The 25,797-nt window shown below is 72.6% G+C and carries 27 protein-coding genes; 6 read left to right on the forward strand and 21 right to left on the reverse strand.

Features of this window, described 5'->3' with window-relative positions; genetic code table 11:
* Positions 1–264: 264 nt before the first annotated feature.
* The 6 genes from trpC to hisI form a co-directional block, all read right to left on the reverse strand.
* The gene (gene trpC / locus HB370_RS11535; protein WP_030783565.1) at positions 265–1,074 is read right to left on the reverse strand and encodes an indole-3-glycerol phosphate synthase TrpC; all 810 of its coding nucleotides are present in this window, start codon (positions 1,072–1,074) and stop codon (positions 265–267) included.
* Positions 1,075–1,216: 142 nt separating this feature from the next.
* Positions 1,217–1,621, reverse strand: a complete 405-nt coding sequence (locus HB370_RS11540) for a DUF2752 domain-containing protein (protein ID WP_244406022.1) — start codon at positions 1,619–1,621, stop codon at positions 1,217–1,219.
* A 271-nt stretch (positions 1,622–1,892) separates the two neighbouring features.
* A complete protein-coding gene (locus HB370_RS11545) occupies positions 1,893–2,150 on the reverse strand; it encodes an HGxxPAAW family protein (RefSeq protein ID WP_030783559.1) in 258 nt (85 codons plus the stop codon).
* A 137-nt stretch (positions 2,151–2,287) separates the two neighbouring features.
* Positions 2,288–2,926 (reverse strand): TIGR02234 family membrane protein, encoded by a 639-nt coding sequence (locus tag HB370_RS11550; RefSeq protein ID WP_030783557.1) that lies wholly within the window; start codon positions 2,924–2,926, stop codon positions 2,288–2,290.
* Positions 2,927–2,978: 52 nt separating this feature from the next.
* Positions 2,979–4,457 carry an anthranilate synthase component I gene (locus HB370_RS11555; RefSeq protein ID WP_030783554.1) on the reverse strand — a complete coding sequence of 493 codons (1,479 nt, stop codon included), beginning with the start codon at positions 4,455–4,457 and terminating at the stop codon, positions 2,979–2,981.
* A gap of 11 nt (positions 4,458–4,468) precedes the next feature.
* The gene (gene hisI / locus HB370_RS11560; RefSeq protein WP_030783551.1) at positions 4,469–4,870 is read right to left on the reverse strand and encodes a phosphoribosyl-AMP cyclohydrolase; all 402 of its coding nucleotides are present in this window, start codon (positions 4,868–4,870) and stop codon (positions 4,469–4,471) included.
* A gap of 127 nt (positions 4,871–4,997) precedes the next feature.
* Here hisI and HB370_RS11565 point away from each other — a divergent pair, with 127 nt between their 5' ends.
* On the forward strand, positions 4,998–5,633 hold the full coding sequence (locus tag HB370_RS11565; RefSeq protein WP_030783548.1) for a TIGR03085 family metal-binding protein: 636 nt from the start codon (positions 4,998–5,000) through the stop codon (positions 5,631–5,633).
* Positions 5,634–5,673: 40 nt separating this feature from the next.
* On the opposite strand, the gene HB370_RS11570 is transcribed toward HB370_RS11565, so the two are convergent.
* The 10 genes from HB370_RS11570 to hisD all read right to left on the reverse strand — a co-directional run bounded on the left by HB370_RS11570 (position 5,674) and on the right by hisD (position 13,373).
* Positions 5,674–6,912 (reverse strand): MFS transporter, encoded by a 1,239-nt coding sequence (locus HB370_RS11570; RefSeq protein ID WP_030783546.1) that lies wholly within the window; start codon positions 6,910–6,912, stop codon positions 5,674–5,676.
* Between the two features lie 39 nt (positions 6,913–6,951).
* Positions 6,952–7,539, reverse strand: coding sequence for a helix-turn-helix domain-containing protein (locus HB370_RS11575; RefSeq protein ID WP_030783543.1), 588 nt, complete (start codon positions 7,537–7,539; stop codon positions 6,952–6,954).
* A gap of 117 nt (positions 7,540–7,656) precedes the next feature.
* Positions 7,657–8,412, reverse strand: a complete 756-nt coding sequence (gene hisF, locus HB370_RS11580; RefSeq protein ID WP_030783540.1) for an imidazole glycerol phosphate synthase subunit HisF — start codon at positions 8,410–8,412, stop codon at positions 7,657–7,659.
* 6 nt (positions 8,413–8,418) lie between these two features.
* Positions 8,419–8,814, reverse strand: coding sequence for a RidA family protein (locus HB370_RS11585; protein WP_030783537.1), 396 nt, complete (start codon positions 8,812–8,814; stop codon positions 8,419–8,421).
* Positions 8,811–9,536 carry a bifunctional 1-(5-phosphoribosyl)-5-((5-phosphoribosylamino)methylideneamino)imidazole-4-carboxamide isomerase/phosphoribosylanthranilate isomerase PriA gene (priA, locus tag HB370_RS11590; RefSeq protein WP_030783536.1) on the reverse strand — a complete coding sequence of 242 codons (726 nt, stop codon included), beginning with the start codon at positions 9,534–9,536 and terminating at the stop codon, positions 8,811–8,813. Before priA ends, HB370_RS11585 begins: the two co-directional genes overlap by 4 nt.
* A gap of 3 nt (positions 9,537–9,539) precedes the next feature.
* On the reverse strand, positions 9,540–10,190 hold the full coding sequence (gene hisH / locus HB370_RS11595) for an imidazole glycerol phosphate synthase subunit HisH (protein ID WP_030783533.1): 651 nt from the start codon (positions 10,188–10,190) through the stop codon (positions 9,540–9,542).
* Positions 10,187–10,351, reverse strand: a complete 165-nt coding sequence (locus tag HB370_RS11600; protein ID WP_030605407.1) for a hypothetical protein — start codon at positions 10,349–10,351, stop codon at positions 10,187–10,189. The genes hisH and HB370_RS11600 overlap by 4 nt, the downstream gene beginning before the upstream one ends.
* A 3-nt stretch (positions 10,352–10,354) precedes the next feature.
* On the reverse strand, positions 10,355–10,948 hold the full coding sequence (gene hisB, locus HB370_RS11605) for an imidazoleglycerol-phosphate dehydratase HisB (protein WP_030783530.1): 594 nt from the start codon (positions 10,946–10,948) through the stop codon (positions 10,355–10,357).
* Complete coding sequence (locus HB370_RS11610; RefSeq protein WP_030783527.1) at positions 10,945–12,051, reverse strand: histidinol-phosphate transaminase; 1,107 nt, start codon at positions 12,049–12,051, stop codon at positions 10,945–10,947. Before HB370_RS11610 ends, hisB begins: the two co-directional genes overlap by 4 nt.
* Positions 12,048–13,373 (reverse strand): histidinol dehydrogenase, encoded by a 1,326-nt coding sequence (gene hisD / locus HB370_RS11615; RefSeq protein WP_030783524.1) that lies wholly within the window; start codon positions 13,371–13,373, stop codon positions 12,048–12,050. Before hisD ends, HB370_RS11610 begins: the two co-directional genes overlap by 4 nt.
* 276 nt (positions 13,374–13,649) lie before the next feature.
* Between hisD and HB370_RS11620 the strand changes: the two genes are divergently transcribed.
* The 4 genes from HB370_RS11620 (at position 13,650) to ybaK (ending at position 17,720) form a co-directional block, all read left to right on the forward strand.
* The gene (locus HB370_RS11620; RefSeq protein ID WP_030783521.1) at positions 13,650–15,233 is read left to right on the forward strand and encodes an oxidoreductase; all 1,584 of its coding nucleotides are present in this window, start codon (positions 13,650–13,652) and stop codon (positions 15,231–15,233) included.
* A 154-nt stretch (positions 15,234–15,387) separates the two neighbouring features.
* On the forward strand, positions 15,388–16,446 hold the full coding sequence (locus HB370_RS11625; protein WP_208974387.1) for a hypothetical protein: 1,059 nt from the start codon (positions 15,388–15,390) through the stop codon (positions 16,444–16,446).
* An 11-nt stretch (positions 16,447–16,457) separates the two neighbouring features.
* Positions 16,458–17,198 (forward strand): LON peptidase substrate-binding domain-containing protein, encoded by a 741-nt coding sequence (locus HB370_RS11630; RefSeq protein ID WP_030783515.1) that lies wholly within the window; start codon positions 16,458–16,460, stop codon positions 17,196–17,198.
* A 21-nt stretch (positions 17,199–17,219) separates the two neighbouring features.
* On the forward strand, positions 17,220–17,720 hold the full coding sequence (ybaK, locus tag HB370_RS11635) for a Cys-tRNA(Pro) deacylase (protein ID WP_030783512.1): 501 nt from the start codon (positions 17,220–17,222) through the stop codon (positions 17,718–17,720).
* Between the two features lie 48 nt (positions 17,721–17,768).
* Here the strand turns inward: ybaK and HB370_RS11640 are convergent, their stop codons facing one another.
* From HB370_RS11640 to HB370_RS11655, 4 genes are all read right to left on the reverse strand, one after another.
* Positions 17,769–18,389 (reverse strand): hypothetical protein, encoded by a 621-nt coding sequence (locus HB370_RS11640; RefSeq protein WP_030783509.1) that lies wholly within the window; start codon positions 18,387–18,389, stop codon positions 17,769–17,771.
* Between the two features lie 34 nt (positions 18,390–18,423).
* On the reverse strand, positions 18,424–19,245 hold the full coding sequence (locus HB370_RS11645; RefSeq protein ID WP_030783506.1) for an ABC transporter permease: 822 nt from the start codon (positions 19,243–19,245) through the stop codon (positions 18,424–18,426).
* A gap of 64 nt (positions 19,246–19,309) precedes the next feature.
* A complete protein-coding gene (locus HB370_RS11650) occupies positions 19,310–20,320 on the reverse strand; it encodes an ABC transporter ATP-binding protein (protein WP_051815695.1) in 1,011 nt (336 codons plus the stop codon).
* A 62-nt stretch (positions 20,321–20,382) separates the two neighbouring features.
* The gene (locus tag HB370_RS11655) at positions 20,383–21,603 is read right to left on the reverse strand and encodes an NYN domain-containing protein (RefSeq protein WP_030783501.1); all 1,221 of its coding nucleotides are present in this window, start codon (positions 21,601–21,603) and stop codon (positions 20,383–20,385) included.
* A gap of 223 nt (positions 21,604–21,826) precedes the next feature.
* On the opposite strand from HB370_RS11655, the gene HB370_RS11660 reads away from it, so the two are divergent.
* Positions 21,827–21,994, forward strand: coding sequence for a hypothetical protein (locus HB370_RS11660; RefSeq protein WP_167345738.1), 168 nt, complete (start codon positions 21,827–21,829; stop codon positions 21,992–21,994).
* A 96-nt stretch (positions 21,995–22,090) separates the two neighbouring features.
* Here HB370_RS11660 and dnaE read toward each other — a convergent pair whose 3' ends face one another.
* Positions 22,091–25,630 carry a DNA polymerase III subunit alpha gene (gene dnaE, locus HB370_RS11665; protein ID WP_030783498.1) on the reverse strand — a complete coding sequence of 1,180 codons (3,540 nt, stop codon included), beginning with the start codon at positions 25,628–25,630 and terminating at the stop codon, positions 22,091–22,093.
* Positions 25,631–25,797: the final 167 nt, after the last annotated feature.

Genomic DNA, 25,797 nt, shown 5'->3' on the forward strand with positions numbered 1-25,797 from the left:
TCTGTCGGCTGCGGGCCGGATGTGGCTTGTCGCGCCCGCGCGGCGGTAGCCGCATATCAGATGGAGTCCCGCGCCCCTAGGGGGCGCGCTGCCATCGACGCCCGTTGACCTGCCCGGGTTCGTCACCGATGACGTACCGGACGCGACGGCCGTGCACGCGCCGCGCGGGCGCGCGACAGCCACGCGGACGGCAGCCGCGCGCCAGGCGCGCGTGCCGGTCCACGGTCGTCATGGTGGGAGTCATCGGGTCCAGCCTAGCGGGAGTCAGCCCCGGCCGTGCCGGAGTGCGGGGTGCTCGCCCGCGGCGACCAGGTCGGCGACGGCCGCCTTCGGGTCGCGGCCGGTGACCAGGGACTCGCCGACCAGGACCGCGTCGGCGCCGGCGTTGGCGTAGGCGATCAGGTCGTGCGGGCCGCGCACACCGGACTCGGCGACCTTCACGAGGTGGTCGGGGATCTCCGGGGCGACCCGCTCGAAGGTGCCCCGGTCGACCTCGAGCGTCTTGAGGTTGCGCGCGTTGACGCCGATGACCTTGGCGCCCGCGTCCACCGCCCGCTCGACCTCGTCCTCGTCGTGCACCTCGACCAGCGGGGTCAGGCCGATGGACACCGCGCGCTCGATCAGCGACTCCAGGGCCGGCTGGTCCAGCGCGGCCACGATCAGCAGCGCGAGGTCGGCGCCGTACGCGCGGGCCTCCCACAGCTGGTACGACGTGACGATGAAGTCCTTGCGCAGCACCGGGATGTCCACGCGGGCGCGGACGGCCTCCAGGTCGGCGAGCGAGCCGCCGAAGCGGCGCTCTTCGGTGAGGACGGAGATGACGGCCGCGCCGCCCGCCTCGTAGTCCGCGGCGAGGCCGGCCGGGTCGGCGATGGCGGCCAGCGCGCCCTTGGAGGGGCTGGACCGCTTGACCTCGCAGATCACCTTGACGCCGTCGCCCTTGAGCGCGGCCACCCCGTCCTTGGCGGCGGGGGCCTTGGCCGCGCGCTCCTTGAGCTCGTCGAGGCTGACACGGGCCTGCCGCTCGGCGAGGTCGGCACGGACTCCGTCGATGATCTCGTCGAGCACACTCACGCGAGCGGCCCCCTTCCAGACGGTGGGTTCCTTCAGGCTCCGAAAAGCCCGTGGTCAATTGCGATGGTATCCGCAGAGGTGCGGTGGCTTCGCATCCGGTTGACGGCGGTCCCACTCCGTGGACATCCGTTCGCCGGTGCGGTCAGGGGCGGAGCCAGCCGCCGGCCGGCAGGTTCCGCAGGACGGTGAACGCCAGCAGCAGGGCGGCGACGGCCCACATGTGCGGGGGGCCGAGGCCGAGCCGCAGGGGCTTGCCGCGTGCCGCGCGGACCGTCCAGACGGTCCACAGGACGGCGAAGCCCAGGTAGGCGGCCACGGCCGGCGCGTTGGCGTGCAGCGCGGTGAGCAGGTCGCCGTGGACGAACGCGTGCGCGCTGCGCAGTCCGCCGCAGCCCGGGCAGTACAGGCCGGTGAGCAGGTACAGGGGGCAGGCGGGGTAGTGGCCGCTCTCGTTGGGGTCGACCGCGCCGACGTAGGCGAAGGCCCCGGCCACGGCCGCCAGCAGCCCGAGGGGGGCGGCGAGCCGGCGCCGGACGGGCACGCCCACGGCGGGCGCCGCCGGGTGCGGGGCGCCGTGCGGTACGGGCCGTGGGGTGCCGTGGGGTGCGGGCTGGGGGGCGCCGCCGGGAACCTCTGGCGGGGCCGTACGGCTGTCGGCGTTCACGCGGGCATTCTGCCCCGCCCGGTACGGCTCCGCCCGCCGGGCGCCACCGGCGACCGGGCCCTGAGCGGCCGCGAGAAGCCGAGGGCCGTGAGAGCACGAGAAACGGCCCGCACCCCTGCCGGATGCCGGGCCGCCTCTCGGGGGAAGCGTGGGCTCAGCGGCCCGCGGCGGCCGGCTCCGGGCTCGCGGACGTGCGCGCCACGGCGGCGGTCTGCTTCGGCTGGCCGAGGCCCATGGCCCGCATGATGCCGCCGACCACGCCGCCGAGGAGCGTGAGCGCCATGCCGGCCCAGAAGCCGACGGGCTGGGCCATCACCATGAAGGCGCCCGCGACGCAGAAACCGATGAAGGCGATGATGACACCGGTCCAGGCGGCCGGGGTGTGACCGTGGCCGTGGCTGCTGCCCGCCATGACTTGCTCCTCGTTGTTGCTGATCTACGTGTCGTATGAGGCGTCGTACGCTCGCCGCGTCCATTGTCCCGTAGGCGTGCGCGCGCCGGACGCGGGGGTGGCGTCTGGTTCGCCACACCGCTCGCGGCCGTGCCGGTTCAGGCGCCCGTCGGGTCCTCGCCGCGGTCCAGGGCCTTCCAGATCTCCTCGGGCCGCTCCGGGTCGGCCGGGCGGGCGGTGCGCCGGGGGCGGGCGGTGCCGCGCTCGTAGCGGCCGGACATCGCGGGCCACAGGCGGCCGTAGCGCAGGGCGAGCAGTCCGGCGAGCAGGATCAGCACCCCGCCGACGGCCGCGACGTACGGCCAGCCGGTGTGGGTGAGCGCGTGGACGGTGGCGGAGCTGTCGCCGCTCACCTTGGCGGCCCGCTCGTCCAGCGCGGAGCCGTCGGAGACGGCCGCCAGGGCCGCGACGGCGATGCCGGCGCCGGACAGCGCGAGCAGTCCGGCGACGAGGAGGCGGCCGGCCCGGCGGACGGCGAAGACCGCGACGAGCGCGGCGAGGCCCACTATGGCGAGCGCCGCGGGGACGCCCGTGACGTCGCTGCCCTTGGCCGTCAGCGGGAACGCGCCGCCGGCCACCGCCGCGGTGCCCTCCGCCCAGCGCTGCCGGGTCGCGAGCAGCGCCACGGCCGCGCCGAGCGCGCCGAACAGCAGGGCCACGGCGAGGCTCCGCCGGCCGGACCGGGCGGGTGCGGAGGCTTCGGAACGAAGGTGAGGTACGGCAGTCACGTACTCCACTATCGCCTGAACCCCCCGCGGACCGGCACCCGGGGTTGCTATGAGAAGCGCCCTATTGCCCGAGGCGGTTGGCCGTGTGCACGGCCCGCAGCACCGCCGCCGCCTTGTTGCGGCACTCCTGGTCCTCGGCGACCGGGTCGGAGTCGGCGACGACGCCCGCGCCGGCCTGGACGTACGCGGTGCCGTCGCGGAGCAGGGCGGTGCGGATGGCGATCGCGGTGTCGGAGTCGCCGGCGAAGTCCAGATAGCCGACGCAGCCGCCGTACAGGCCGCGCCGGGACGGCTCGAGCTCGTCGATGATCTGCATCGCGCGGGGCTTGGGGGCACCGGAGAGGGTGCCGGCCGGGAAGCACGCGGTGAGCACGTCGAAGGCGGTGCGGCCGGGGGCCACCTTGCCGGTGACGGTGGAGACGATGTGCATCACGTGCGAGTAGCGCTCGATGGACATGAAGTCGACCACCTCGACCGAGCCGGGCTCGCAGACCCGGCCGAGGTCGTTGCGGCCGAGGTCGACCAGCATCAGGTGCTCGGCGCGCTCCTTGGGGTCGGCGAGCAGTTCCTCGGCGAGCGCCTGGTCCTCCTGCGGGGTGGCCCCGCGGTGCCGGGTGCCGGCGATGGGGTGGACCATCGCGCGCCCGTCCTCGACCTTCACCAGCGCCTCCGGGGAGGAGCCGACGATGTCGAAGCCGTCGAAGCGGAACAGGTACATGTACGGCGAGGGGTTGGTGGCCCGCAGCACCCGGTAGACGTCCAGGGCGCTGGCCGTGCAGGGGGTCTCGAAGCGCTGGGAGGGCACGACCTGGAAGGCCTCGCCCGCGCGGATGCGCTCCTTGATGTCGTCCACGGCCCGCTGGTAGTCGGCGCCGCCCCAGCGGGCGGTGTACTCGGGCAGTTCGGACGGCGGCAGGTGGGCCGGGGGCTGGGAGACCGGGCGGGAGAGGTCGGCCTCCATGGCGTCCAGGCGGGCCACGGCGTCCGCGTACGCCTCGTCGACGCCGGTGTCCAGGTCGTTGTGGTTGATCGCGTTGGCGATCAGCAGGACCGAGCCCTCCCAGTGGTCCATCACCGCGAGGTCGCTGGTCAGCAGCATGGTCAGCTCGGGCAGCTTCAGCTCGTCGTGCTCGCCGGGGCCGATCTTCTCCAGGCGGCGGACGATGTCGTAGCCCAGATAGCCGACCATGCCGCCGGTGAAGGGCGGCAGGCCCTCCTGGTGCGGGGTGTGCAGGGTCTGCAGGCTGGCGCGCAGGACCGCGAGGGGGTCGCCGTCCGTGGGGACGCCGACGGGCGGGGTGCCGATCCAGTGGGCCTGCCCGTCCCGGGCGGTGAGCGTGGCGGCGCTGCGGACCCCGACGAAGGAGTACCGGGACCAGGAGCGGCCGTTCTCCGCCGACTCCAGCAGGAAGGTGCCGGGGCGTTCGGCGGCGAGCTTGCGGTAGAGCGCGACCGGTGTGTCACCGTCGGCCAGGAGCTTGCGGGTGACCGGGATGACGCGCCGGTCGCCGGCCAGCTTGCGGAAGGTCTCTAGATCCATGGCGGCCGACCTTACTGAGCGGACGCCGGGGCGGCGGCGTCCGCGTCCGTCAGGAGCACGTCCTCGTCGAAGCAGGTGCGCGCGCCGGTGTGGCAGGCGGCTCCCACCTGGTCGACCCGGACCAGCAGGGTGTCGCCGTCGCAGTCCAGCGCGACCGACTTCACCCGCTGGACGTGGCCGGAGGTGTCGCCCTTGACCCAGTACTCCCGGCGGCTGCGCGACCAGTAGGTGCAGCGACCGGTGGTCAGCGTGCGGTGCAGTGCCTCGTCGTCCATCCAGCCGAGCATGAGGACCTCGCCGGTGTCGTACTGCTGGGCGATGGCGGGGACGAGCCCGTCGGCGCTGCGCTTGAGCCGCGCGGCGATCTCGGGGTCGAGGCTGCTGGGCCGGGGGGTGCCGGTCGTACTGGTCATGGGTGCCATTGTGCCGCGCGGCACCGACGGCGGGCCCCGCGCGTCCGGAGAACGGTCACGGCGGCCGTGGGCCCCCGCCGGGAGGCCACGGGTGGGCGGAACGATCACCTGGTCGTAGGCTGGCTGCATGTCGACCTTCGCCAAGCGTGAACGGCTGCTGCTCGCCGACCTGTTGGAAACCGTCGGTCCGGACGCCGAGACCCTCTGCGCGGGCTGGCGGACCCGGGACCTGGCCGCGCATGTCGTCGTGCGCGAACGCCGCCCGGACGCGGCGGGCGGCACCCTGCTCAAGCAGCTCGCGCCGCGCCTGGAGAAGGTGATGGCCGAGTACACCGCGAAGCCGTACGAGGAACTGATCCGGCTGATCCGCACCGGCCCGCCGCGCCTGTCGCCGTTCCAGCTCAAGCAGGTCGACGAGGCGGCCAACATCATCGAGTTCTACGTCCACACGGAGGACGTCCGCCGCGCCCAGCCGGAGTGGACCCCGCGCGAGCTGGACCCGGTGTTCCAGGACGCGCTGTGGTCCCGGCTGGAGCGTGCCGCGCGGCTGCTGGGGAAGGGCGCGCCGACGGGTCTGGTGCTGCGCCGCCCGGACGGCCAGACGGTGGTGGCGCACCGGGGCACGCCGGTGGTCACGGCGACCGGTGAACCGTCGGAGCTGCTGATGTTCGCGTACGGACGGCAGGACGTGGCCAGGGTCGAGCTGACCGGGGACGCGGACGCGATCGACAAGCTGCACGAGTCGAAGCAGCTGGGCATCTGACGGGGTTCGTCAGCCGGGGTGCCGGGCATCCGGCGGACCGTCAGCCGGGGAGTTCCGCGCGGCGCAGGGCCGGTACGGCGAGGAAGACCAGGCCGCCGAGTCCGCAGACGGCGGCGCTGACGGCGTAGACCGGGCCGAGCCCGAAGGCACCGGCCGCGGCGGCGGCGAACGGCATGCTCAGCGGGGTGAGGCCGAGGCTGACGAGGCTGGAGACGGCGGTGACGCGGCCCAGGTAGGCGGGGTCGGCCTGGGTCTGGAGCAGGGCGCCGCACAGCGCGCCGCTGAGCCCGGTGAGCAGGCCGACGAGCAGGGCGGTGCCGACGGCGGCGGCAAGGCCCGGGACGAAGCCCAGGGCGCCGACGGCCACGGCGCCGGCCGTGCACGCGCACCCGGTGAGCAGTCCGGCGCGGGGCAGCCTGCCGCGGGCGGCCAGCAGCAGGGAGGCGGCGCCCGCGCCGGTGCCGAATCCGGCCAGTATCCAGCCCATGCCCGCCGCGCCCCAGCCCCGGTGGTCGGCGAGCAGGGTCAGGCCGACGTTCAGCGGGCCGACGAAGCCGAGGTCGCCGAGCGCGATGGCGATCATGAGGGGGCCGAGGACCCGGTGCCGACGGACGTGGCGCAGTCCGGCCTTCAGGTCGCTCCAGGCGGTGGAACCTCCGATGGCGGCGGGGTCGGCGGGCAGATCCCGTACCCGTACCGACACCAGCAGCGGCAGTGACAGCGCGATGAGCGCTCCGGCGAGGGCGAAGGCGGCAGGTGCGCCGCCGAGGGCCACGCCGAGGCCGCCGAGCGGGGCGCCGACGACGCTCGCGGCCCGGATGGCGAGGCCGCGCATGCCCTGAACGCGGGCGAGCTGGTCCTTGCCGGTGATCCGGGCGGGCAGGGCGCCCACGGCCGGCATGAACACGGCGTCGACGGTGCCGAAGACGAACGCGAGCAGGGCGAGGGGCCACAAGCCGGGGTGGGTGAGGAACAGCAGGGCGGCCACGACGAGGACGGCGGCGCAGCGGACGGCGTCGCTGCCGATGACGACCCTCCTGGGGCCGAGCCGATCGGCGAGCACGCCCCCGCCGAGCAGCAGTACGGCCCTGGGCAGGGCGCTCACGGACATCACGAGCCCGGCCTGCGCAGGGGTTCCGGTCTGTACGGCGGCCCAGGACAGAGCGAGGTAGTAGACATTGTCACCGAGCATCGAGGCGGTGTAGGCGCCGAGCCAGCGCAGCACGTTGGGGTCACGGTGGGCGCGCGCGGTAGCGGGCGGTATGAGCGTGGCGGTCACGGAGGGGTGTCCTCTCGGGCGCGGGAGCGGGGCGGGGGGTCAGAGGTGGAACGGGAAGCCGTACACGTGCAGTGCGACGTGCTCGCGGCCCTCGGTGTCACCGGCGGCCTCTCGGGCGCGTCCCTGCTCGTCGTAGCGCCTGAGCAGGTCGGTCAGGTCCTTCTGCAGGGCGGTCAGTTCCCCGGGGGTGAGCCGCAGCAGGGCCTCGGTGTCACGGGCCGCCGCGTTCCACTCGGCTCCCCAGTGGGCGCGCGCGTCGAGGTACGTCCGGTACATCTCCACGCGCTGCTCCAGGAACAGCCGCGAGGCCGCGAGATGCGCGGCGGCCTTCTCGGGCGCGTCCCGGAAGTCCTCGTCCCGGATGGAAACCCCCTCGGACACAGGCCGCCACCACCGCTCCCGCCCGTCGGAACTTCGCGCCTCGGCCTCCTCCACCAGTCCGTGCCGGGCCAGTGTGCGCAGGTGGTAGCTGACCAGGGAGACCGCCTCGTCCACTTGCTCGGCCAGTTGCGAGGCCGTGGCCGCCTCGGAGACGAACAACAGGCGGTAGAGCTTCATGCGCAGGGGGTGGGCGAGCGCCTTGAGCGTCCCGATGTCCGTGACCCGGCGGTTCTCTTCGCATGGCATGCCACCGGACCCTAGACGCGAAAGAGAAACTGCACAATCTTTCTTGCGCAATTTTTCTTTCACATCTGCCAGCGAAGAGGCCCCGGCCATCCGGCCGGGGCCCGCTGTCGCCGCTCGCTACCTGACGGGGTGCCCCGCTTCCCGCAGGGTCTCCTTCACCTGGCCGATGCGCAGGTCGCCGAAGTGGAAGACCGAGGCGGCCAGGACCGCGTCGGCGCCCGCGTCGACGGCCGGCGGGAAGTCGGCGAGCCTGCCGGCGCCGCCGGAGGCGATCACGGGGACCGTGACGTGCTTGCGGACGGCGGCGATCATCTCCAGGTCGTAGCCGTCCTTGGTGCCGTCGGCGTCCATGGAGTTCAGGAGGATCTCGCCCGCGCCCAGCTCGGCCGCCCGGTGCGCCCACTCCACCGCGTCGATGCCGGTGCCGCGCCGGCCGCCGTGGGTGGTGACCTCGAACGTGCCTCCGGGGGTGCGGCGGGCGTCCACCGACAGGACCAGCACCTGGCGGCCGAACCGCTCGGCGATCTCGCGGATCAGGTCGGGGCGGGCGATCGCGGCGGTGTTCACGCCCACCTTGTCGGCGCCCGCCCGCAGCAGCTTGTCCACGTCCTCGGCGGTGCGCACGCCCCCGCCGACGGTCAGCGGGATGAACACCTGCTCGGCGGTGCGGCGCACCACGTCGTAGGTCGTCTCCCGGTCGCCGGAGGACGCGGTGATGTCCAGGAACGTCAGTTCGTCGGCGCCCTCGGCGTCGTACACCTTGGCCATCTCGACGGGATCACCCGCGTCGCGCAGGTTCTGGAAGTTCACGCCCTTGACGACCCGGCCGTTGTCCACGTCCAGGCAGGGGATGACTCGGACCGCCAGGGTCATGACTGCTCAGGCTCCTCTGAATGCTTCTAGTTCCACTTCGACCAGGATGCGCGGGTCGACGAAGCCCTCGACGACCAGCAGGGTCGACACCGGGCGCACCGAGTCGAACAGCTCCTGGTGGGCCCGGCCGACGGCGTCCACGTCCCGCGCATGGGTCAGGTACATCCGGGTGCGGATCACGGACTCGATACCGAGGCCGAACTCCGCGATCGCCTCGACGGCGCTGGTGAAGGCCACCTTGGCCTGTTCGTACGGGTCGCCCTCGCCGTACAGCACCGGGCCCTTGAAGGACGTCGTGCCGCCCACCAGCACCCGGTCGCCCGCCGCCACGGCGCGTGCGAAACCGAAGGACTCTTCCCAGGGACTTCCGCTCTGCACGCGCCGTACGGCTTCGGACGTCATGACGACACAGCCTCCAAGGCCTCTTCCAGGGTGAACGCCTTCGCGTACAGCGCCTTCCCTACGATGGCGCCTTCGACACCGAGCGGCACCAGAGAGGCCAGGGCCCGCAGGTCGTCCAGGGAGGAGACGCCGCCGGAGGCGACCACCGGGCGGTCGGTCGCCGCGCACACGTTGCGCAGCAGCTCCAGGTTGGGGCCCTGGAGGGTGCCGTCCTTGGCGATGTCGGTGACGACGTAGCGGGCGCAGCCCTCCTTGTTCAGGCGGTCCAGCGTCTCGTACAGGTCGCCGCCGTCGCGGGTCCAGCCGCGGCCGCGCAGGGTGGTGCCGCGGACGTCCAGACCGACGGCGATCTTGTCGCCGTGCTCGGCGATCACCCGGGCGACCCATTCGGGGGTCTCCAGGGCGGCGGTGCCGAGGTTCACCCGGGTGCAGCCGGTGGCGAGGGCGGCGGCGAGGGTGTCGTCGTCGCGGATGCCGCCGGACAGCTCCACCTTGATGTCCATGGCCCCGGCGACCTCGGCGATCAGGTCGCGGTTGTCGCCGGTGCCGAACGCGGCGTCCAGATCGACCAGGTGCAGCCACTCCGCGCCGGCGCGCTGCCAGGCGAGGGCGGCCTCCAGCGGGGAGCCGTAGGAGGTCTCGGTGCCGGACTCGCCGTGTACGAGGCGGACGGCCTGGCCGTCGCGGACGTCGACGGCGGGGAGCAGTTCGAGCTTGGCCATGGTCTACAGGGTTCCGATCCAGTTGGTGAGGAGCTGGGCGCCGGCGTCGCCGGACTTCTCGGGGTGGAACTGGGTGGCCCACAGGGCGCCGTTCTCCACGGCGGCCACGAACGGCTTGCCGTGCGTCGACCAGGTGACCTTGGGGGCCTCGATCACCGGGTTGTGGGTTTCCAGGGACCACTCGTGCACGGCGTAGGAGTGCACGAAGTAGAAGCGGGCGTCGGCGTCCAGGCCCGCGAACAGCCGCGAGCCGGCCGGGGCGTCCACGGTGTTCCAGCCCATGTGGGGCACCACGTCGGCCTGGAGCGGCTCGACCGTGCCGGGCCACTCGTCCAGGCCCTCGGCCTCGACGCCGTGCTCGATGCCGCGCGCGAAGAGGATCTGCATGCCGACGCAGATGCCCATGACCGGGCGCCCGCCGGACAGCCGGCGGTCCACGACCCAGTCGCCGCGCGCGTCGCGCAGGCCCTTCATGCAGGCGGCGAACGCGCCGACGCCGGGCACGAGCAGCCCGTCGGCGTTCATCGCCTTGTCGAAGTCACGGGTGATCTCCACCTCGGCGCCCACGCGCGCGAGGGCGCGTTCGGCGGAGCGGACGTTGCCGAAGCCGTAGTCGAAGACGACGACCTTCTTCTTGCCCGTCGGGGTGCTCAATTCCACACCTCCAGCCGCATGACGCCCGCCACCAGGCACAGGGCCGCGCCGATCGAGAGCAGCACGATCAGGCTGGTGGGCATCTTCTGCTTGACGAAGGAGATGATCCCGCCGACCAGGAAGAGGCCGACGACGATCAGCAGGGTCGACAGACCGGTCATGGGTTACAGCGCGCCCTTCGTCGACGGGAGGATGCCGGCCGCGCGCGGGTCGCGCTCGGAGGCGTACCTGAGGGCCCGGGCCAGCGCCTTGAACTGGCACTCCACGATGTGGTGGGCGTTGCGGCCGTAGGGCACGTGCACGTGCAGCGCGATCTGGGCCTGGGCGACGAAGGACTCCAGGATGTGCCGGGTCATCGTGGTGTCGTACTCGCCGATCATCGGCGCCATGTTCTCGGGCTCGGTGTGCACGAGGTACGGGCGGCCGGAGAGGTCGACGGTGACCTGGGCGAGGGACTCGTCCAGCGGGACCGTGCAGTTGCCGAAGCGGTAGATGCCCACCTTGTCGCCGAGGGCCTGCTTGAAGGCGGCGCCCAGCGCGAGGGCGGTGTCCTCGATGGTGTGGTGGGAGTCGATGTGCAGGTCGCCGTCGGTCTTCACGGTCAGGTCGAACAGACCGTGCCGGCCGAGCTGGTCGAGCATGTGGTCGTAGAAGCCGACGCCGGTGGCGATGTCGGTGCGGCCGGTGCCGTCGAGGTCTATCTCGACGAGCACCGAGGTCTCCTTGGTGGTGCGCTCCACGCGTCCAACGCGGCTCATGAACCCAGCTCCTTCTTGACTTCCCGTACCGCGTCGAGGAACGCGTCGTTCTCCTGCGGGGTGCCGGCGGAGACCCGCAGCCACCCCGGTACGCCGTTGTCCCGGACCAGCACGCCCCGGTCGAGGATCTTCCGCCAGGCCGTGTGGGCGTCGGCGAACCGGCCGAACTGCACGAAGTTGGCGTCCGACTCGGTGACCTCGTAGCCGATCGCGCGCAGCTCGGCGACCAGCCGGTCCCGTTCGGCCTTGAGCTGCTCGACGTACCCGAGCAGCGTGTCGGTGTGCTCCAGCGCGGCCAGCGCGGTCGCCTGGGTGACGGCCGACAGGTGGTACGGCAGCCGGACCAGCTGGACGGCGTCCACGACGGCCGGGTGCGCGGCCAGGTAGCCGAGGCGCAGGCCGGCGGCGCCGAACGCCTTGGACATCGTGCGGGAGATCACCAGGTGCGGGCGGCCCTCCAGCAGCGGCAGCAGCGAGGCGCCGTGGCTGAACTCGATGTACGCCTCGTCCACGATCACCATGGACGGCTTGGCCGCCTGCGCCGCCTCGTACAGCGCGAGGACGGTCTCGGCCGGGACCGCGTTGCCGGTGGGGTTGTTGGGGGTGGTGACGAAGACGACGTCCGGCTTGTGCTCGGCGATGGCCCGCTCGGCGGCGGCGAGGTCGATCGTGAAGTCCTCGTTCCGGGGGCCGGAGATCCAGCCGGTGCCGGTCCCGCGCGCGATGAGCGCGTGCATCGAGTACGACGGCTCGAAGCCGATGGCCGTGCGGCCCGGCCCGCCGAAGGTCTGCAGCAGCTGCTGGATGACCTCGTTGGAGCCGTTGGCGGCCCAGACGTTCTCGATGCCGAGGGGGTACCCGCCGCTCTTCGTCAGGTACTCGGCCAAGCCGGTGCGCAGCTGGACCGCGTCCCGGTCCGGGTAGCGGTTCAGGTCGCGGGCGGCCTCGCGCACCCGCTCCGCGATCCGCTCGACCAGCGGCTCGGGCAGCGGGTAGGGGTTCTCGTTGGTGTTCAGCCGTACGGGCACGTCCAGCTGGGGCGCGCCGTAGGGGGACTTGCCGCGCAGCTCGTCCCGGATGGGCAGATCGTCGATGCCGGTCACTTGCTCTCGGGTACCTTCCAGCCGAACCTCGCCTTGATCGCCGCGCCGTGCGCGGGCAGGTCCTCCGCCTCCGCCAGCGTCACCACGTGGTGGGCGACCTCGGCGAGCGCGTCCCTGGTGTAGTCCACGATGTGGATGCCGCGCAGGAAGGACTGGACGGACAGGCCCGAGGAGTGACAGGCGCAGCCGCCGGTGGGCAGGACGTGGTTGGACCCGGCCGCGTAGTCGCCGAGCGAGACGGGGGCCCAGGGGCCGATGAAGATCGCGCCCGCGTTGCGGACCCGGCCGGCGACCGCGGCGGCGTCGGCGGTCTGGATCTCCAGGTGCTCGGCGCCGTAGGCGTCGACCACCTTCAGGCCCTCCTCGACGCCGTCCACCAGGACGATCGCGGACTGCCTGCCCTTCAGCGCGGGCACGATCCGGTCGTCCACGTGCCGGGTGGCCGCGACCTGCGGTGCCAGCTCCTTCTCCACCGCGTCCGCGAGGTCCGCGGAGTCGGTGACCAGGACGGCCGCCGCGAGCGGGTCGTGCTCGGCCTGGCTGATCAGGTCGGCGGCCACGTGCACCGGGTCGGCGGTGCCGTCGGCGAGGATCGCGATCTCGGTCGGGCCGGCCTCGGCGTCGATGCCGATCCTGCCGGTGAAGTAGCGCTTGGCGGCGGCGACCCAGATGTTGCCGGGGCCGGTGACCATGTTGGCGGGCGGGCAGGACTCGGTGCCGTACGCGAACATCGCGACGGCGGTGGCGCCACCCGCGGCGTACACCTCGTCCACGCCGAGCAGGGCGCAGGCGGCCAGGATGGTCGGGTGCGGCAGGCCGCCGAACTCGGCCTGGGCCGGGGAGGCGAGCGCGATGGACTCGACGCCGGCCTCCTGCGCGGGCACCACGTTCATCACCACGGAGGACGGGTACACGGACCGCCCGCCGGGCGCGTACAGCCCGACCCGCTCGACCGGCACCCACTTCTCGGTGACCGAGCCGCCCGGCACCACCTGGGTGGTGTGGGCGGTGCGGCGCTGGGCGCGGTGGACCAGCCGGGCACGCCGGATGGACTCCTCGAGGGCGGCGCGTACGGCCGGGTCGAGACCGGCGAGCGCGTCGGTGAGCGCCTGCGCCGGGACACGGACGTTTTCCAGCCGTACTCCGTCGAATTTCTCGGCGAAGTCGATCAGCGCCGCGTCACCGCGATGATGCACGGCCTCGCAGATCGGGCGCACCTTCTCCAGGGCGGCCTGAACGTCGAAGTCGGCTCGGGGCAGCAGGTCGCGCAGGGCGGGGCCCTCGGGAAGGGCGTCGCCGCGCAGATCGATTCGGGAAATCACAGTGCCAATTCTCGCAGACCGCCGTCGGGAGCCGGTCGCGCGTATCAGTGGCTGATACAGAGCGTGGGCCAATGGCCGGTCCGTGGTGGGCGAAAACCCGTACTTGACGTCCCGCGGACGGGCACGACATCGCCCGTCAGCCGGTTTTTCGCGGGTCAATGGCTGATACAGACGGTGGCCGGAAACCGGACGATCACGTTCACGTGGGGTGTTCGACAGGTCACTCAACGGGCATGAACGGCTGTACGAAAGGTATCGCACGAAGAGAGGAGAGCGGTGACCGATGGAGTCGGCGTCCGCATCGCCGCGGGAGACCTGCCGGACGACCTGACCGCGGCCGAGGCGGGCATGTGGCAGGCCTTCCGCAACGGCAGCGTGTACGACCTGAGCAGCGGGGATCCCGCGGCCGACGACCCGCACGGCGGACATCCCTGGGGCCCGGAGCGGACCGTGCGGGCCCGTATCGTCTGCTGGCTGCTGCTGGACGGCCCGCCGGCGCTGGCCGGCCGGGTGTCCTCGCTGAAGCTCGTCGGCGTACGGATCGACGGCGTGCTGGATCTCGCGGGCGGCCAGGTCACGCCGTACGTGGAGCTGACGAGGTGCCGTTTCGACCAGGAGGTCCGGCTGCCGGAGGCCCGGTTCACGACCGTGCGCCTGGTGGACTGCGCGGTGCCGCGGCTGGAGGCGGCCCGGGTGCACACGGAGGGCGATCTGCATCTGCCGCGCTGCCGGTTCCGGAGCGGGGTCCGGCTGACGGACGCGCAGATCGGCACCGACCTGCTGCTCAACCAGGCGATCGTGTACCGCGACCGCAGCGGCCGGTCGATCGCGGCGGACGGCATGACCGTCGGCCAGGACCTCCAGGCGGAGATGCTGGAGTCGCACGGCGAGCTGAGCCTGCGCGGCGCCCAGGTCGGCGTCTCGCTCAGCCTGCGCGGCGCGAAGCTCAGCAACCCCCATGCCCGGCTGGCCCTGAACGCCCCCCAGCTCACGGTCGAACGCACCCTGTATCTGACCCCGGCCGGCGTGGGCAGTCCGGCGCTCAGCGGCACCACGCCCGCGCACGGGACGCGCATCCAGCGCTTCGAGTGCCGGGGCGGGGTGCGGCTGGACGACGGCCGGTTCGGGGACGCCGTCGACCTGGAGCGGGCCCGGTTCGCCCTCACCGACGACCAGGAGCTGTCGCTGCGCCGGGTGCAGACGCCGGAGCTGCGCTTCCTCGGGGACAAACCGCAGCGCGGCAAGGTGGTGCTGTCGGGCGCGCGGGTGGTGAACCTGGTGGACCGCGCGAGCAGCTGGCCGGAGGCGGGCAATCTGCACATGGGCGGGTTCACCTACGAGAACCTGGTGCCGCAGGGCCCGTTCCCGCTGACCCGGCGCCTGGCCTGGGTCGCGGCGGCCACCGCCGAGTACGCCCCGGAGCCGTACGAGCGGCTGGCCTCGGTGCTGCGCTCCGCCGGGGAGGACGAGGACGCGCGCGAGGTGCTGCTCGCCAAGCAGCGCCGGCGGCGCGAGACGCTGCCGCCGGCCGCCAAGGTCTGGGGCTTCGCGCAGGACTGGACCGTGGCCTACGGCTACCGGCCGGGCCGGGCTGCGGTGTGGATGGCGGTGCTGTGGGCGGCGGGCACGCTGGCGTTCGCGCACGCCGCCCATCCGCCGGTCAGCCCCGGCGGCCATCCGGCCTGGAGTCCGGCGCTGTTCACGCTGGACCTGCTGCTGCCGGTGATCGACCTCGGCCAGACGGGCCAGTGGCAGCTGCGCGGCGGCTGGCAGTGGCTGGCGACGGTGATGATCCTCGCCGGCTGGGTCCTGGCGACCACGGTGGCGGCGGGCGCGACCCGGCTGCTGCGGCGGAGCTGACCGACCGCCACACCGCACAAGCACTCCGCACCCGCACTTCCTCCGCACCCACACATGAGGCACATTCACCCTTTACCGGACCTTTACCCTACGCAGTACAACCTTCCACGACTTGCCTTGTCCCTCTGGCGCCGCCCCGACCTGCGGACTTTCAATGGTCGGCACCATGGCTCTGCTGCCCTCGTTCATCCGCCCCCACCGCCGGATGACCCGACGACGACCCGCGCACCCGGCCCACCGGCCACCGGCCGGGGACGAGGCCGTGCTCGACGCGCCCGACGACCGCCTCTCGCCCGCGCTCGTCGCGGCCGGCCGGGGCGAGTACGCCACCGCGGCCGCTCTGCTCGCCGACACCCGCGCCACGGCCGACTGGGAGCACCGCGACCGGTACATCCGGCGCCTGGCCGCCTTCGCCCGCTCCCGCCCGGAGTGGTACGAGGAGTGGCGCGCCGCCGGCCCCCACGACCCCGGGGTGCTGCTGGTCGGGGCCCAGCTGGCGGTGGACCGCGCCTGGCCCTCGCCGGGCCGGGCCGAGCTGCTGCGCGAGGTGAGCCCGCTGATCACCGCCGCCGCCCGCGCCGACGACCGCGACCCGGTGCCCTGGCGCATCGCGCTCGACCACGCGCGCGGCAGCCGGGCCGGGCACCGCTACTTCGAGGAGTTGTGGGAGGCCGCCGTCCGGCGCGCCCCGCACCACTACGGCTGCCATGTGGCCGCCCTGCGCTATCTGGCCGCCTCCTGGCACGGCTCCCACCGCGAGTGCTTCGACTTCGCCGACCGGGCCGCGCAGGACGCCCCGGCCGACTCGCTGGTCCAGGCGCTGCCAGCCCGGGCGGCCTTCGGCTATCTGACCGACGGCTGCGGCGCGGCGGTGCCCCGCGGCCGGCTGGAGGCGGCGGCGGACCGGGCGATCGCCCTGTCCGCGCGGCTGCCGGCGGCCGACCCGGCACCGGCCGAGGTCCGCAACAAACTGCTGTACGTGCTGCTGCGGCTGGAGCGCTGGCGGGACGCCCGGGCCCAGCTGCGGCTGATCGGCCCGTACGCCACGTCGTTCCCCTGGGACCGGTTCTCCGAGGACCCGCTCGGCCACTTCCTGAAGCTGCGCGAGCAGCTGCAGACGGCGCTGCCCGGGGCCGCCCTGGCCGGGCTGCTCTCGGCGCCGCCGGAGCCCGGTGACGGACACGGCGGACACGCCCGCGCCGCAGGCCACTAGGCTGGGGCGCCGTGACCACCGTCCGTCTGCCGCTCTTTCCGCTGAACTCGGTGCTGTTCCCGGGTCTCGTGCTGCCGCTGAACGTCTTCGAGGAGCGGTATCGCGCCATGCTGCGCGATCTGCTGAAGACCCCCGAGGACGAACCGCGCCGGTTCGCCGTCGTCGCCATCCGGGACGGCCACGAGGTCGCGCCGAGCGCCCCCGGCATGCCCGATCCCACCGCGCGGCCCGAGCGGGGGCCGGCCGCCGGCTTCGGCCCGGACCCGCTCCGCGCCTTCCACGGGGTGGGCTGCGTGGCCGACGCGGCGACCGTCCGGGAACACTCCGACGGCACGTTCGAGGTGCTGGCGACCGGGACGACCCGGGTACGGCTGCTGTCCGTGGACGCGTCCGGTCCGTATCTGACCGCGGAGCTGGAGGATCTGGCGGAGGAGTCCGGGGACGACGCGGGCGCGCTGGCCGAGGACGTCCTGCGCTCCTTCCGCCGCTACCAGAAGCGGCTGGCGGGCGCCCGGGAGCGCTCGCTGTCGTCCGGGACGGAACTGCCGGACGACCCGGGCGTGGTGTCGTACCTGGTGGCCGCGGCGATGGTGCACGACACGCCGACCAAGCAGCGGCTGCTCCAGGCTCCGGACACCGCCTCGCGGCTGCGGGACGAGCTGCGGCTGCTGCGCGCGGAGACGTCGATCATCCGCAGCCTGCCGTCGCTGCCCGCGTTCGAGCTGACGCGGACGCCGACGAGCCTGAACTGAGGGACCACGAGGAAACCGAGGATGGCGAAGAAGCAGAAGAAGGCGCAGTCCGGGGGCACGCCCGCGACGGTGGCCCTGACGGCGGCGGGCGTGGACTTCACCGTCCACTCCTACGACCACGACCCGTCCCACCCCTCCTACGGCGAGGAGGCGGCCGAGGCGATGGGCGTCTCCCCCGACCGGGTCTTCAAGACCCTGGTGGCCGAGGTGGACGGCTCCCTGGTGGTCGGCGTGGTCCCGGTGGCCGGCTCGCTGGACCTGAAGGCCCTGGCGGCGGCGGTGGGCGGCAAGCGGGCGACGATGGCCGACCCGGCGCTCGCCGAACGCACCACGGGCTATGTCCGCGGCGGCATCTCCCCGCTCGGCCAGCGCAAGAAGCTCCCCACGGTCCTCGACGACTCGGCCGGGGCCCACCCCACGATCTGCGTCTCGGCGGGCCGCCGCGGCCTGGAGGTCGAACTGTCCCCGAAGGACCTGGCCGAACTGACTGACGCGGTACTGGCCCCGATCGGCAAGAGCTGACCGGAACGGGCTGACCGGTCACGTCACTACGAGACGCCGTATACGTCGCTACGGCGTCTCGGGGTCCCGGGGGCCGAACAGGGCGGTCAGGCCGAGGTGGGCCAGGAGCGCGGCGAGCGGCCAGGCCAGCAGCGCGCCCCTGGCCGACAGCTTCAGCGGCGCGGAGAACGTCACGCCCTTGCCCACGGCCTGGGCGTGCGCCAGCACGTCCGCGTCGGGACCCAGCCAGATCCCGAGGCGCCAGGCCAGCAGGGACCCGAGCAGGCCCCCGAGCCCGAGCGCGACCACCAGGGGCGCCCCGCCGTGCCGGCGCAACAGGAAGACGACGAGCGCGCTGACGAGTCCGAAGCCGAGCCCCAGCAGAGTGAACGTTCCGTCGACCCCGACGGCCTGCTCCCCCTCGCTGTCCTTCAGGTAGACGACCCAGCTCTTGTCCAGCACGTCACCGACCAGCGGTACGTGCGGCGCCAGCCACCACCACAGCAGCCCCAGCAGCACCCCGCCGAGCGCCAGCACCACCGTGATCACGGCGGCCTCCCGCAGCTCCGTCCGCAGCCCGGGGCCGTCCTGTTCCGGCCCCTGCCCGGCGAGCGCCCCGGCGGGCGGCGGCCCCTGCCAGACCTGGTGCGCGGAGTCGTCGTGCGGTGGTGGAGTCAACGGTGCGGTCACCCTGCCATCGTGCCAGGTCGCGCCGTGCGCCGCGTCACCGGACGGCGGCCCTGCGGTAGGCCCGGGTCGCCACGGCCAGCGAGACGACGCCGACGCCCGCGCACACGCCCAGGTCAGCGAGGACGAGGGCCCAGTCCGGGTGCGGCCCGAAGGTCCGGGCGTACGCCTCCACGCCGTAGGTGGAGGGCAGCAGATCGCGGGCCAGCCGGATCACCTCCGGCATCCGGCCGGCCGGCAGCACGCCCAGCAGCAGCGCCGCCGACATGCCCAGCTGGCCGAGCAGCGTGGCCAGCTCCGGCCGGGGCGCGAGCAGCCCGCACGCGGCGCCGAGCCCGGCGAGCGCGGCCCCGGCCAGCGGGATGACCGCCAGCAGGACCCACAGATTGGTCAGCGGCAGCCCGAAGAGCACACAGCCGAAGACGGCGGTGACCAGGGTGCCCGGCACGGTGAAGGAGGCGTAGGCCGCCGCCGCGCCCAGCACCACCGCGGCCGGCGGCACCGGCAGGGTGGCGTAGTGGTCGAGCCCGCCGCTGGCCCGCAGCTGCCCGAAGTACTGCGAGAGCAGGTTCAGCGCCACGTAGGCGACGACCAGCACCGACGAGCCGGCCACCACGGACTGGGCCTCGTCACCGCCCTCGACCACACCGCGCATCATCACGGCGATGCCGATGGACTGGAAGGTCGCCACGAACAGCAGCGGGATCCGCGCCACCCGGGCCCGGGACAGCTGCGCCCGGTAGACGGCCGCCAGCGACGGCCACAGCCGCGCACGCGGCCCGAGTTCGGCCGGGCCGGACACCGTCTCCGGCACGGCCCGGGAGCCGCCGGGCAGAACCTCGGCGGGTACGACACTCACGACGAGCTGCTCCTCTTCGCTCCGGCGGCGGCACAGACCCTTACGTGCTGCGGGGTCCGCTCGTTCACGCCCTCACCAGTCCCTGCCGGGCCTCGCCGCCCAGCGCCAGATAGACGTCCTCCAGGCTGGGCGTGGCGAGCGTGAAGTCGTCCAGGGCGGCGAAGGCGGCCCCGCCGGTCACCGTGGCGACGACGGCGCGGGCCTCCTCGGGCGCGAGCCGCAGCGTCCAGCGCCGGCCGGACCGCGCCGCCCGCTCGCGCAGCACGGCCACCTCGGGCACCTCCAGCGGCGCCCGCTCCCGCCACACCAGCTCCACCCGCACCTCGCCGGCCACCCGTGCCTTGAGCCCGGCGGGGGTGTCGCAGGCGATGACCCGGCCCTGGTCGAGCACGGCGACCCGGTCCAGCACCGTCTCGGCCTCGATCACGTTGTGGGTGACCAGCAGCACGGTCGTGCCGTCCTCGGCCCGCCGCCGGTCCACGGCCGCCCACACCGCGCGCCGGGCCACCGGGTCCATGCCGGTGGTCGGCTCGTCCAGCACGAGCAGCGGGCGCCGGCCCACCAGCGCGGCGGCGAAGCAGGCGAGCCGCCGCTGCCCGCCGGACAGCTTCTTCAGCGCCCGGCCGGCGATCGGGGTCAGCCCCAGCTCCTCCAGCACGGCGTCCCGTTCGGCCCGGGCCCGCCGTACGTCCAGGCCGCGCAGGCGTCCGGTGGTCTCGACGGCGAGGGAGACGGTCAGCTCGTCCAGGGCGCTGGACTCCTGGCCGAGGTAGGCGAGGATCCGGGCGGCCCGCTCGGGGTGCCGGACGATGTCGTGGCCGAGGATCTCGACGCTGCCCGTGTCCGGCCGCAGCAGCCCGGTGAGCTGCCGCACCAGGGTGGACTTGCCGGCGCCGTTCGGGCCGAGCAGCCCGAACACCTCGCCGCGCCGCACGTCCAGCTCCACCCCGTCCGTGGCCCGTACCTCGGGGGTGCCCGGCGTGCCCCGCCGGCCCCGGATCGCCGGATAGGTCTTGCTGAGCCCGCGCACGCGTACGACCTCGTCGTACCCGAGTGCCTGTCCCGCGCGCGTCATCACAAGGGACGAGACTACGGGGTCCGGGCGCTTTACTCGCCTTTGGGGGCGGCTACGGGGATTCAGTCGGCGGCGGGCGTGTGCTGTTCGGCCGCCGCCGGGATGTCGAACTCGCGCCAGAACCCCGCCCGGATGGCGTAACGGTCGTGTTCGTCGATCTGGTCGTCCTTGTGCGCGAGGAGCCCGAAGCGGGCCGCGTAGCGCAGCAGCTCGCCGTCGATGCGGTGCGGGATGCGCGGGTACATCTGCGACAGCCGCTGCAAGTGGCCCTGGTCGCCGAGCCGGGAGATCCAGCGGCGGGCGAAGACCTGCCCCACCTCGTACGGGTCGCCGCCGACGGTGGTGATGTCCTCCTCCCGGTCGGCCCAGCGCTGTTCGGCGGTGGTCAGCTGGGCCAGCGTCGGCAGGGAGGCGGCCTCGGGGGGCTCGGCGGCCACGCCCGGCCGCTCGACCCAGCCCTTGTCGGAGGACCAGCGCAGGGTCGCGGTGGCCGGGTGCTGCACGGACTGGGCGCCGGGTGCGCGCAGCGCGGCCAGGTCCTTGGGGGTGGGAACGCCCTTGGCGGCGGGGACCCGCTCGGGCGCGCCGTTCTGCGCCGCCGTGGTGGCCGGGGGGTGCGCGGGCTGTTCGGCGGGCCGTTCGGCCGTGGTGAGCGCGGACTCGGGCAGGGGGGCGGAGAGGATCGCGGCGATCTCGGGGCGGGGCGCGGGCGGCGGGGGGCAGACGCCGGTCAGCTCCTTGGCGCGGACGGCCTGGGTGATCCAGGCGCGGTCCAGCACCCGCCGCTCGTCGGCCTCGGCGACCAGGTCCTCGGACTGGTTGTAGTCGCCGTCGGCGGCCTGCACGGCCCACAGGTGGACGGCGACGCCGTGCTCCTTGGCCGCCATCATGCCGGGCAGCAGATCGCCGTCGCCGGTGACCAGGACGACGTCGGAACAGGCGCGGTTGCGGGCCAGTTCGGTCAGTTCGGCGTGCATGGCGGCGTCCACGCCCTTCTGGGCCCAGCGGCCGTCGCTGCGGGTCAGGGCGCCCAGCCGGACGGTGACCCGGGGCATCACGCGCAGCCTGCGGTGCTCGGGCTGGGGAACCCGGTCGGGGGCGCCGTCGAACCAGTAGATGCGCAGCAGCGGGCGCTCGGTGTCGGACTCCGCGCGTTCGCGCAGGGCCTGGATCAGCGCGGCGTGGTCGACGGTGATCCGGGACCGCGAGGGCTCACCCGCGAGGAGGCTGGCGGCGGCACCCAACAGGTACCCGGCGTCCACCAGGACGATGCAGCGGTCCACGCGACTCACCCTCTTCCCGGGAGGCTTTGCTTCGGACTTGCTTCGAGTCTGCCCGACCGCGCGGAGCTTAACGGCCCGAACTCGATCTTCGGCGTGGCGTTTCCGGTTCTCGTCCGCCCAGCTGCCCTGTCACACACGGTAATTATCCGACATGCGCCTGATGTCAGCGTATGTGAATCTGGTCCCGGCCCTGGCCCCTAGATCCCCCACAGGAGGCATCACCATGGCCAAGAACAAGAACCGCAAGCCGGCCGGTCCGAAGAACCGCGCGCAGCAGAGCGAGCACGCGCAGCGGCCCCCGGCGGAGGAGCACGATTCGCCGGTGTCCCACATCCAGGGCGGCCCGGCGGAGGGCGCGCGCAAGAAGCAGAAGAGCTTCGGCCACAACTAAAGGGCAGTTGAAGCCCGGGCACATATGAGGGGCGCACCCGTGCCGGGTGCGCCCCTTTTCCTGCCCCTCCCCCGCCGCTCTCGCGGCGCCGGTGCCTCAGCCCGCCAGGCAGGACGGGCCGAGCAGCACCTTCAGATCGCCGAACAGGGCCGGGTCGGGCTTGACCCGGTGCCGGTCCAGGCGCAGCACGGTGGTCTTGCGCGGGCCCTGGAGCCTGATGCGCACCTCGCTGTCGCCCTTGTGGTGGCTGAGGATCTCGCCGAGGCGGCTGACCATCGGCGGGGTGACCCGCGTGGCCGGGATGGTGAGGATCACGGGCGCGTTGGTGCCCGCGTTGGACAGGTCCGGGACCTGGAGCTCCATCGCGACCAGCCGCGGCACGTCCTCCCGCTTGTCGAGCCGGCCCTTGACGAACACCACGGCGTCCTCGACGAGTTGGGTCGACACCAGCTGGTAGGTGGCCGGGAAGAACATGCACTCGATGGAGCCCGCGAGGTCCTCCACGGTGGCGATGGCCCAGGCGTTGCCCTGCTTGGTCATCTTGCGCTGGAGGCCGGAGATGATGCCGCCGATGGTGACCACCGCGCCGTCGGCGTGCTCGCCGCCGGTGAGCTGGGAGATGCCCGCGTCGGCCTTGTCGGCGAGGACGTGCTCCAGGCCGAAGAGGGGGTGGTCGGACACGTACAGACCGAGCATCTCCCGCTCCTGGGCGAGCAGATAGGTCTTGTCCCACTCGTCGGTGGAGAACTCCACGTCGAGTCCGAAGCCGGGCTCGCTGCTGGTCTCCTCGCCCATCCCGCCGAAGAGGTCGAACTGGCCCTCGGCCTCCTTGCGCTTGACCGCGACCACGTTGTCGATCATCGGCTCGTACTGGGCCATGAGCCCCTTGCGGGTGTGGCCCATGGAGTCGAAGGCGCCGGCCTTGATCAGCGATTCGGTGGTGCGCTTGTTGCAGACCACCGCCTCGACCTTGTCGAGGTAGTCGGGGAAGGAGGTGTACTTCCCCTTCGCCTTGCGGCACTTGATGATCGACTCGACGACGTTGGTGCCGACGTTGCGGACGGCGGACAGGCCGAAGAGGATCACGTCGTCGCCCTGGGCCGCGAAGTTCGCCTCCGACTCGTTGACGTTCGGGGGGAGCACCCGGATGCCCATGCGGCGGCACTCGTTCAGATAGACCGCCGACTTGTCCTTGTCGTCCTTGACGGAGGTGAGCAGGGCGGCCATGTACTCGGCGGGGTGGTTCGCCTTCAGGTACGCCGTCCAGTACGACACCAGGCCGTACGCGGCCGAGTGGGCCTTGTTGAAGGCGTAGCCGGCGAACGGGACCAGCACGTCCCACAGCGCCTGGATGGCCTCGTCGCTGTAGCCGTTCTTGCGGGCGCCGGCCTGGAAGATGACGAAGTTCTTCTCCAGCTCCTCCGGCTTCTTCTTGCCCATCACACGGCGGAGGATGTCGGCCTCGCCGAGCGAGTAGCCGGCGATGATCTGGGCGGCCTTCTGCACCTGCTCCTGGTAGACGATCAGGCCGTAGGTGACGTCCAGGACCTCCTTGAGCGGCTCCTCCAGCTCGGGGTGGATCGGCGTGATCTCCTGCTGCCCGTTCTTGCGCAGCGCGTAGTTCGTGTGCGAGTTCATGCCCATCGGGCCCGGCCGGTACAGGGCCGAGACGGCGGAGATGTCCTCGAAGTTGTCCGGCTTCATCAGCCGCAGCAGGGACCGCATGGGGCCGCCGTCGAACTGGAAGACGCCGAGGGTGTCGCCGCGCTGGAGCAGCTCGAAGGTCGTGGGGTCGTCCAGCGGCAGGGAGAGCAGGTCGATGTCGAGGCCCTTGTTGGCCTTCACCATCTTGACCGCGTCGTCCATGATCGTGAGGTTGCGCAGGCCCAGGAAGTCCATCTTCAGCAGGCCGAGCGACTCACAGCTCGGGTAGTCCCACTGCGTGATGGTCACGCCGTCGGTGTGCCTCACCCACACCGGGACGTGCTCGGTGATGGTCTCGCTGGACATGATCACGCCGGCGGCGTGCACGCCCATCTGCCGCACCAGGCCCTCCACACCGCGCGCGGTGTCGATGACCTTCTTCACGTCCGGCTCGTTCTCGTACATCGAGCGGACCTCGCCGGCCTCGCTGTAGCGCGGGTGGCTGGGGTCGGTGATGCCGGACAGCGGGATGCCCTTGCCGAGGACGTCGGCGGGCATGGCCTTGGTGATGCGGTCGCCCATCGCGTACGGGTAGCCCAGCACGCGCGCGGAGTCCTTGATCGCGTTCTTGGCCTTGATGGTGCCGTAGGTGCCGATCATGGCGACCTTGTCGGCGCCGTACTTCTCGGTCACGTACCGGATCACCTCGACGCGCCGGCGCTCGTCGAAGTCGATGTCGACATCGGGCATCGAGATGCGCTCGGGGTTGAGGAACCGCTCGAAGATCAGGCCGTGCGGGATCGGGTCGAGGTCGGTGATGCCGAGGGCGTAGGCGACGATCGAGCCGGCCGCGGAGCCTCGGCCGGGGCCGACCGCGATGCCCTGCTTCTTGGCCCACATGATGAAGTCGGCGACCACGAGGAAGTAACCGGGGAAGCCCATCGAGATGATCGTGTCCATCTCGTACTCGGCCTGCTTCTGGCGGTCCTCGGGGATGCCGCCCGGGTAGCGGCGCTCCATGCCGCGGCGGACCTCCTCCTTGAACCAGGTGACCTCGGTGTAGCCCTCGGGGATGTCGAACTTGGGCATGAGGTCGCGCTTCTCGAACATGCCGGCGGTGTCCACCATCTCGGCGACGAGGAGCGTGTTGGCGCAGCCCTCCTGCCAGGCGTCCGAGGAGTCGATGGCGTACATCTCGTCCGTGGACTTCAGGTAGTAGCCGGTGCCGTCGAACTTGAAGCGGTCGGGGTCGGAGAGGTTCTTGCCGGTCTGGATGCACAGCAGGGCGTCGTGGGCCCCGGCCTCGTGCGCGTAGGTGTAGTGCGAGTCGTTGGTGACCAGCGGGGGGATGCCGAGCTTCTTGCCGATCTCCAGCAGGCCGTCGCGGACCCGGCGCTCGATCTCGATGCCGTGGTCCATCAGCTCCAGGAAGTACTTGTCCTTGCCGAAGATGTCCTGGTAGTCGGCGGCGGCCTTCAGGGCCTCGTCGAAGTGGCCGAGGCGCAGCCGGGTCTGCACCTCGCCGGAGGGGCAGCCGGTGGAGGCGACGATGCCCTCGGACCACTTGGCGATGGTCTCCTTGTCCATCCGGGGCCACTTCTGCAGCCAGCCCTCGGCGTAGGCGTCGGAGGAGAGCCGGAAGAGGTTGTGCAGGCCGGTCTTGTTCACCGCCCACATCGTCTTGTGCGTGTAACCGCCGGAGCCGGAGACGTCGTCCCTCTTCTGGTGCGGCTGGCCCCAGAGGATCTTGCGCTTGTTGCGCCGGGACTCGGGGGCGACATAGGCCTCGATCCCGATGATCGGGGTGATTCCGGCCTTTTTCGCGGAGTGGAAGAAGTCGTACGCGCCGTGCAGGTTGCCGTGGTCGGACATGGCGATGTGCGTCATGCCCATTTCATTGCAGGCATTGAACATGTCCTTCAGCCGCGCGGCACCGTCCAGCAGCGAGTACTGGGTGTGGACGTGCAGGTGCGTGAAGGGCGGCTTCGACACGGTTGAGCCTCCGGGGGAACACTCGGCGACGGTCTGGCGGACGGTTCTGGGGTCAGCGTCGAAGTCTATGCCTCACCACTGACAGCCGGTGGCGCGAAGCGCCCCGGCGAGGAGTGACGGGTGTGACAGGGCCGGTGGCGCGAAGCGCCTCCATGAGGGGTGGCGGT

The sequence above is a fragment of the Streptomyces sp. DSM 40868 genome (assembly GCF_011820545.1).
Classification (GTDB): Bacteria; Actinomycetota; Actinomycetes; order Streptomycetales; family Streptomycetaceae; genus Streptomyces; species Streptomyces eurythermus.

Bases quoted from the DNA above. Each gene is read 5' to 3' on its own strand.
- HB370_RS11545 (WP_030783559.1), bottom strand. From the start codon at position 2,150: ATGGCGGGCAGCAGCCACGGCCACGGTCACACCCCGGCCGCCTGGACC.
- HB370_RS11555 (WP_030783554.1), bottom strand. From the start codon at position 4,457: ATGGATCTAGAGACCTTCCGCAAGCTGGCCGGCGACCGGCGCGTCATC.
- hisI (WP_030783551.1), bottom strand. From the start codon at position 4,870: ATGACCAGTACGACCGGCACCCCCCGGCCCAGCAGCCTCGACCCCGAG.
- HB370_RS11565 (WP_030783548.1), top strand. From the start codon at position 4,998: ATGTCGACCTTCGCCAAGCGTGAACGGCTGCTGCTCGCCGACCTGTTG.
- HB370_RS11575 (WP_030783543.1), bottom strand. From the start codon at position 7,539: ATGCCATGCGAAGAGAACCGCCGGGTCACGGACATCGGGACGCTCAAG.
- hisF (WP_030783540.1), bottom strand. From the start codon at position 8,412: ATGACCCTGGCGGTCCGAGTCATCCCCTGCCTGGACGTGGACAACGGC.
- HB370_RS11585 (WP_030783537.1), bottom strand. From the start codon at position 8,814: ATGACGTCCGAAGCCGTACGGCGCGTGCAGAGCGGAAGTCCCTGGGAA.
- priA (WP_030783536.1), bottom strand. From the start codon at position 9,536: ATGGCCAAGCTCGAACTGCTCCCCGCCGTCGACGTCCGCGACGGCCAG.
- HB370_RS11600 (WP_030605407.1), bottom strand. From the start codon at position 10,351: ATGACCGGTCTGTCGACCCTGCTGATCGTCGTCGGCCTCTTCCTGGTC.
- hisB (WP_030783530.1), bottom strand. From the start codon at position 10,948: ATGAGCCGCGTTGGACGCGTGGAGCGCACCACCAAGGAGACCTCGGTG.
- HB370_RS11625 (WP_208974387.1), top strand. From the start codon at position 15,388: ATGGTCGGCACCATGGCTCTGCTGCCCTCGTTCATCCGCCCCCACCGC.
- ybaK (WP_030783512.1), top strand. From the start codon at position 17,220: ATGGCGAAGAAGCAGAAGAAGGCGCAGTCCGGGGGCACGCCCGCGACG.
- HB370_RS11650 (WP_051815695.1), bottom strand. From the start codon at position 20,320: ATGACGCGCGCGGGACAGGCACTCGGGTACGACGAGGTCGTACGCGTG.
- HB370_RS11660 (WP_167345738.1), top strand. From the start codon at position 21,827: ATGGCCAAGAACAAGAACCGCAAGCCGGCCGGTCCGAAGAACCGCGCG.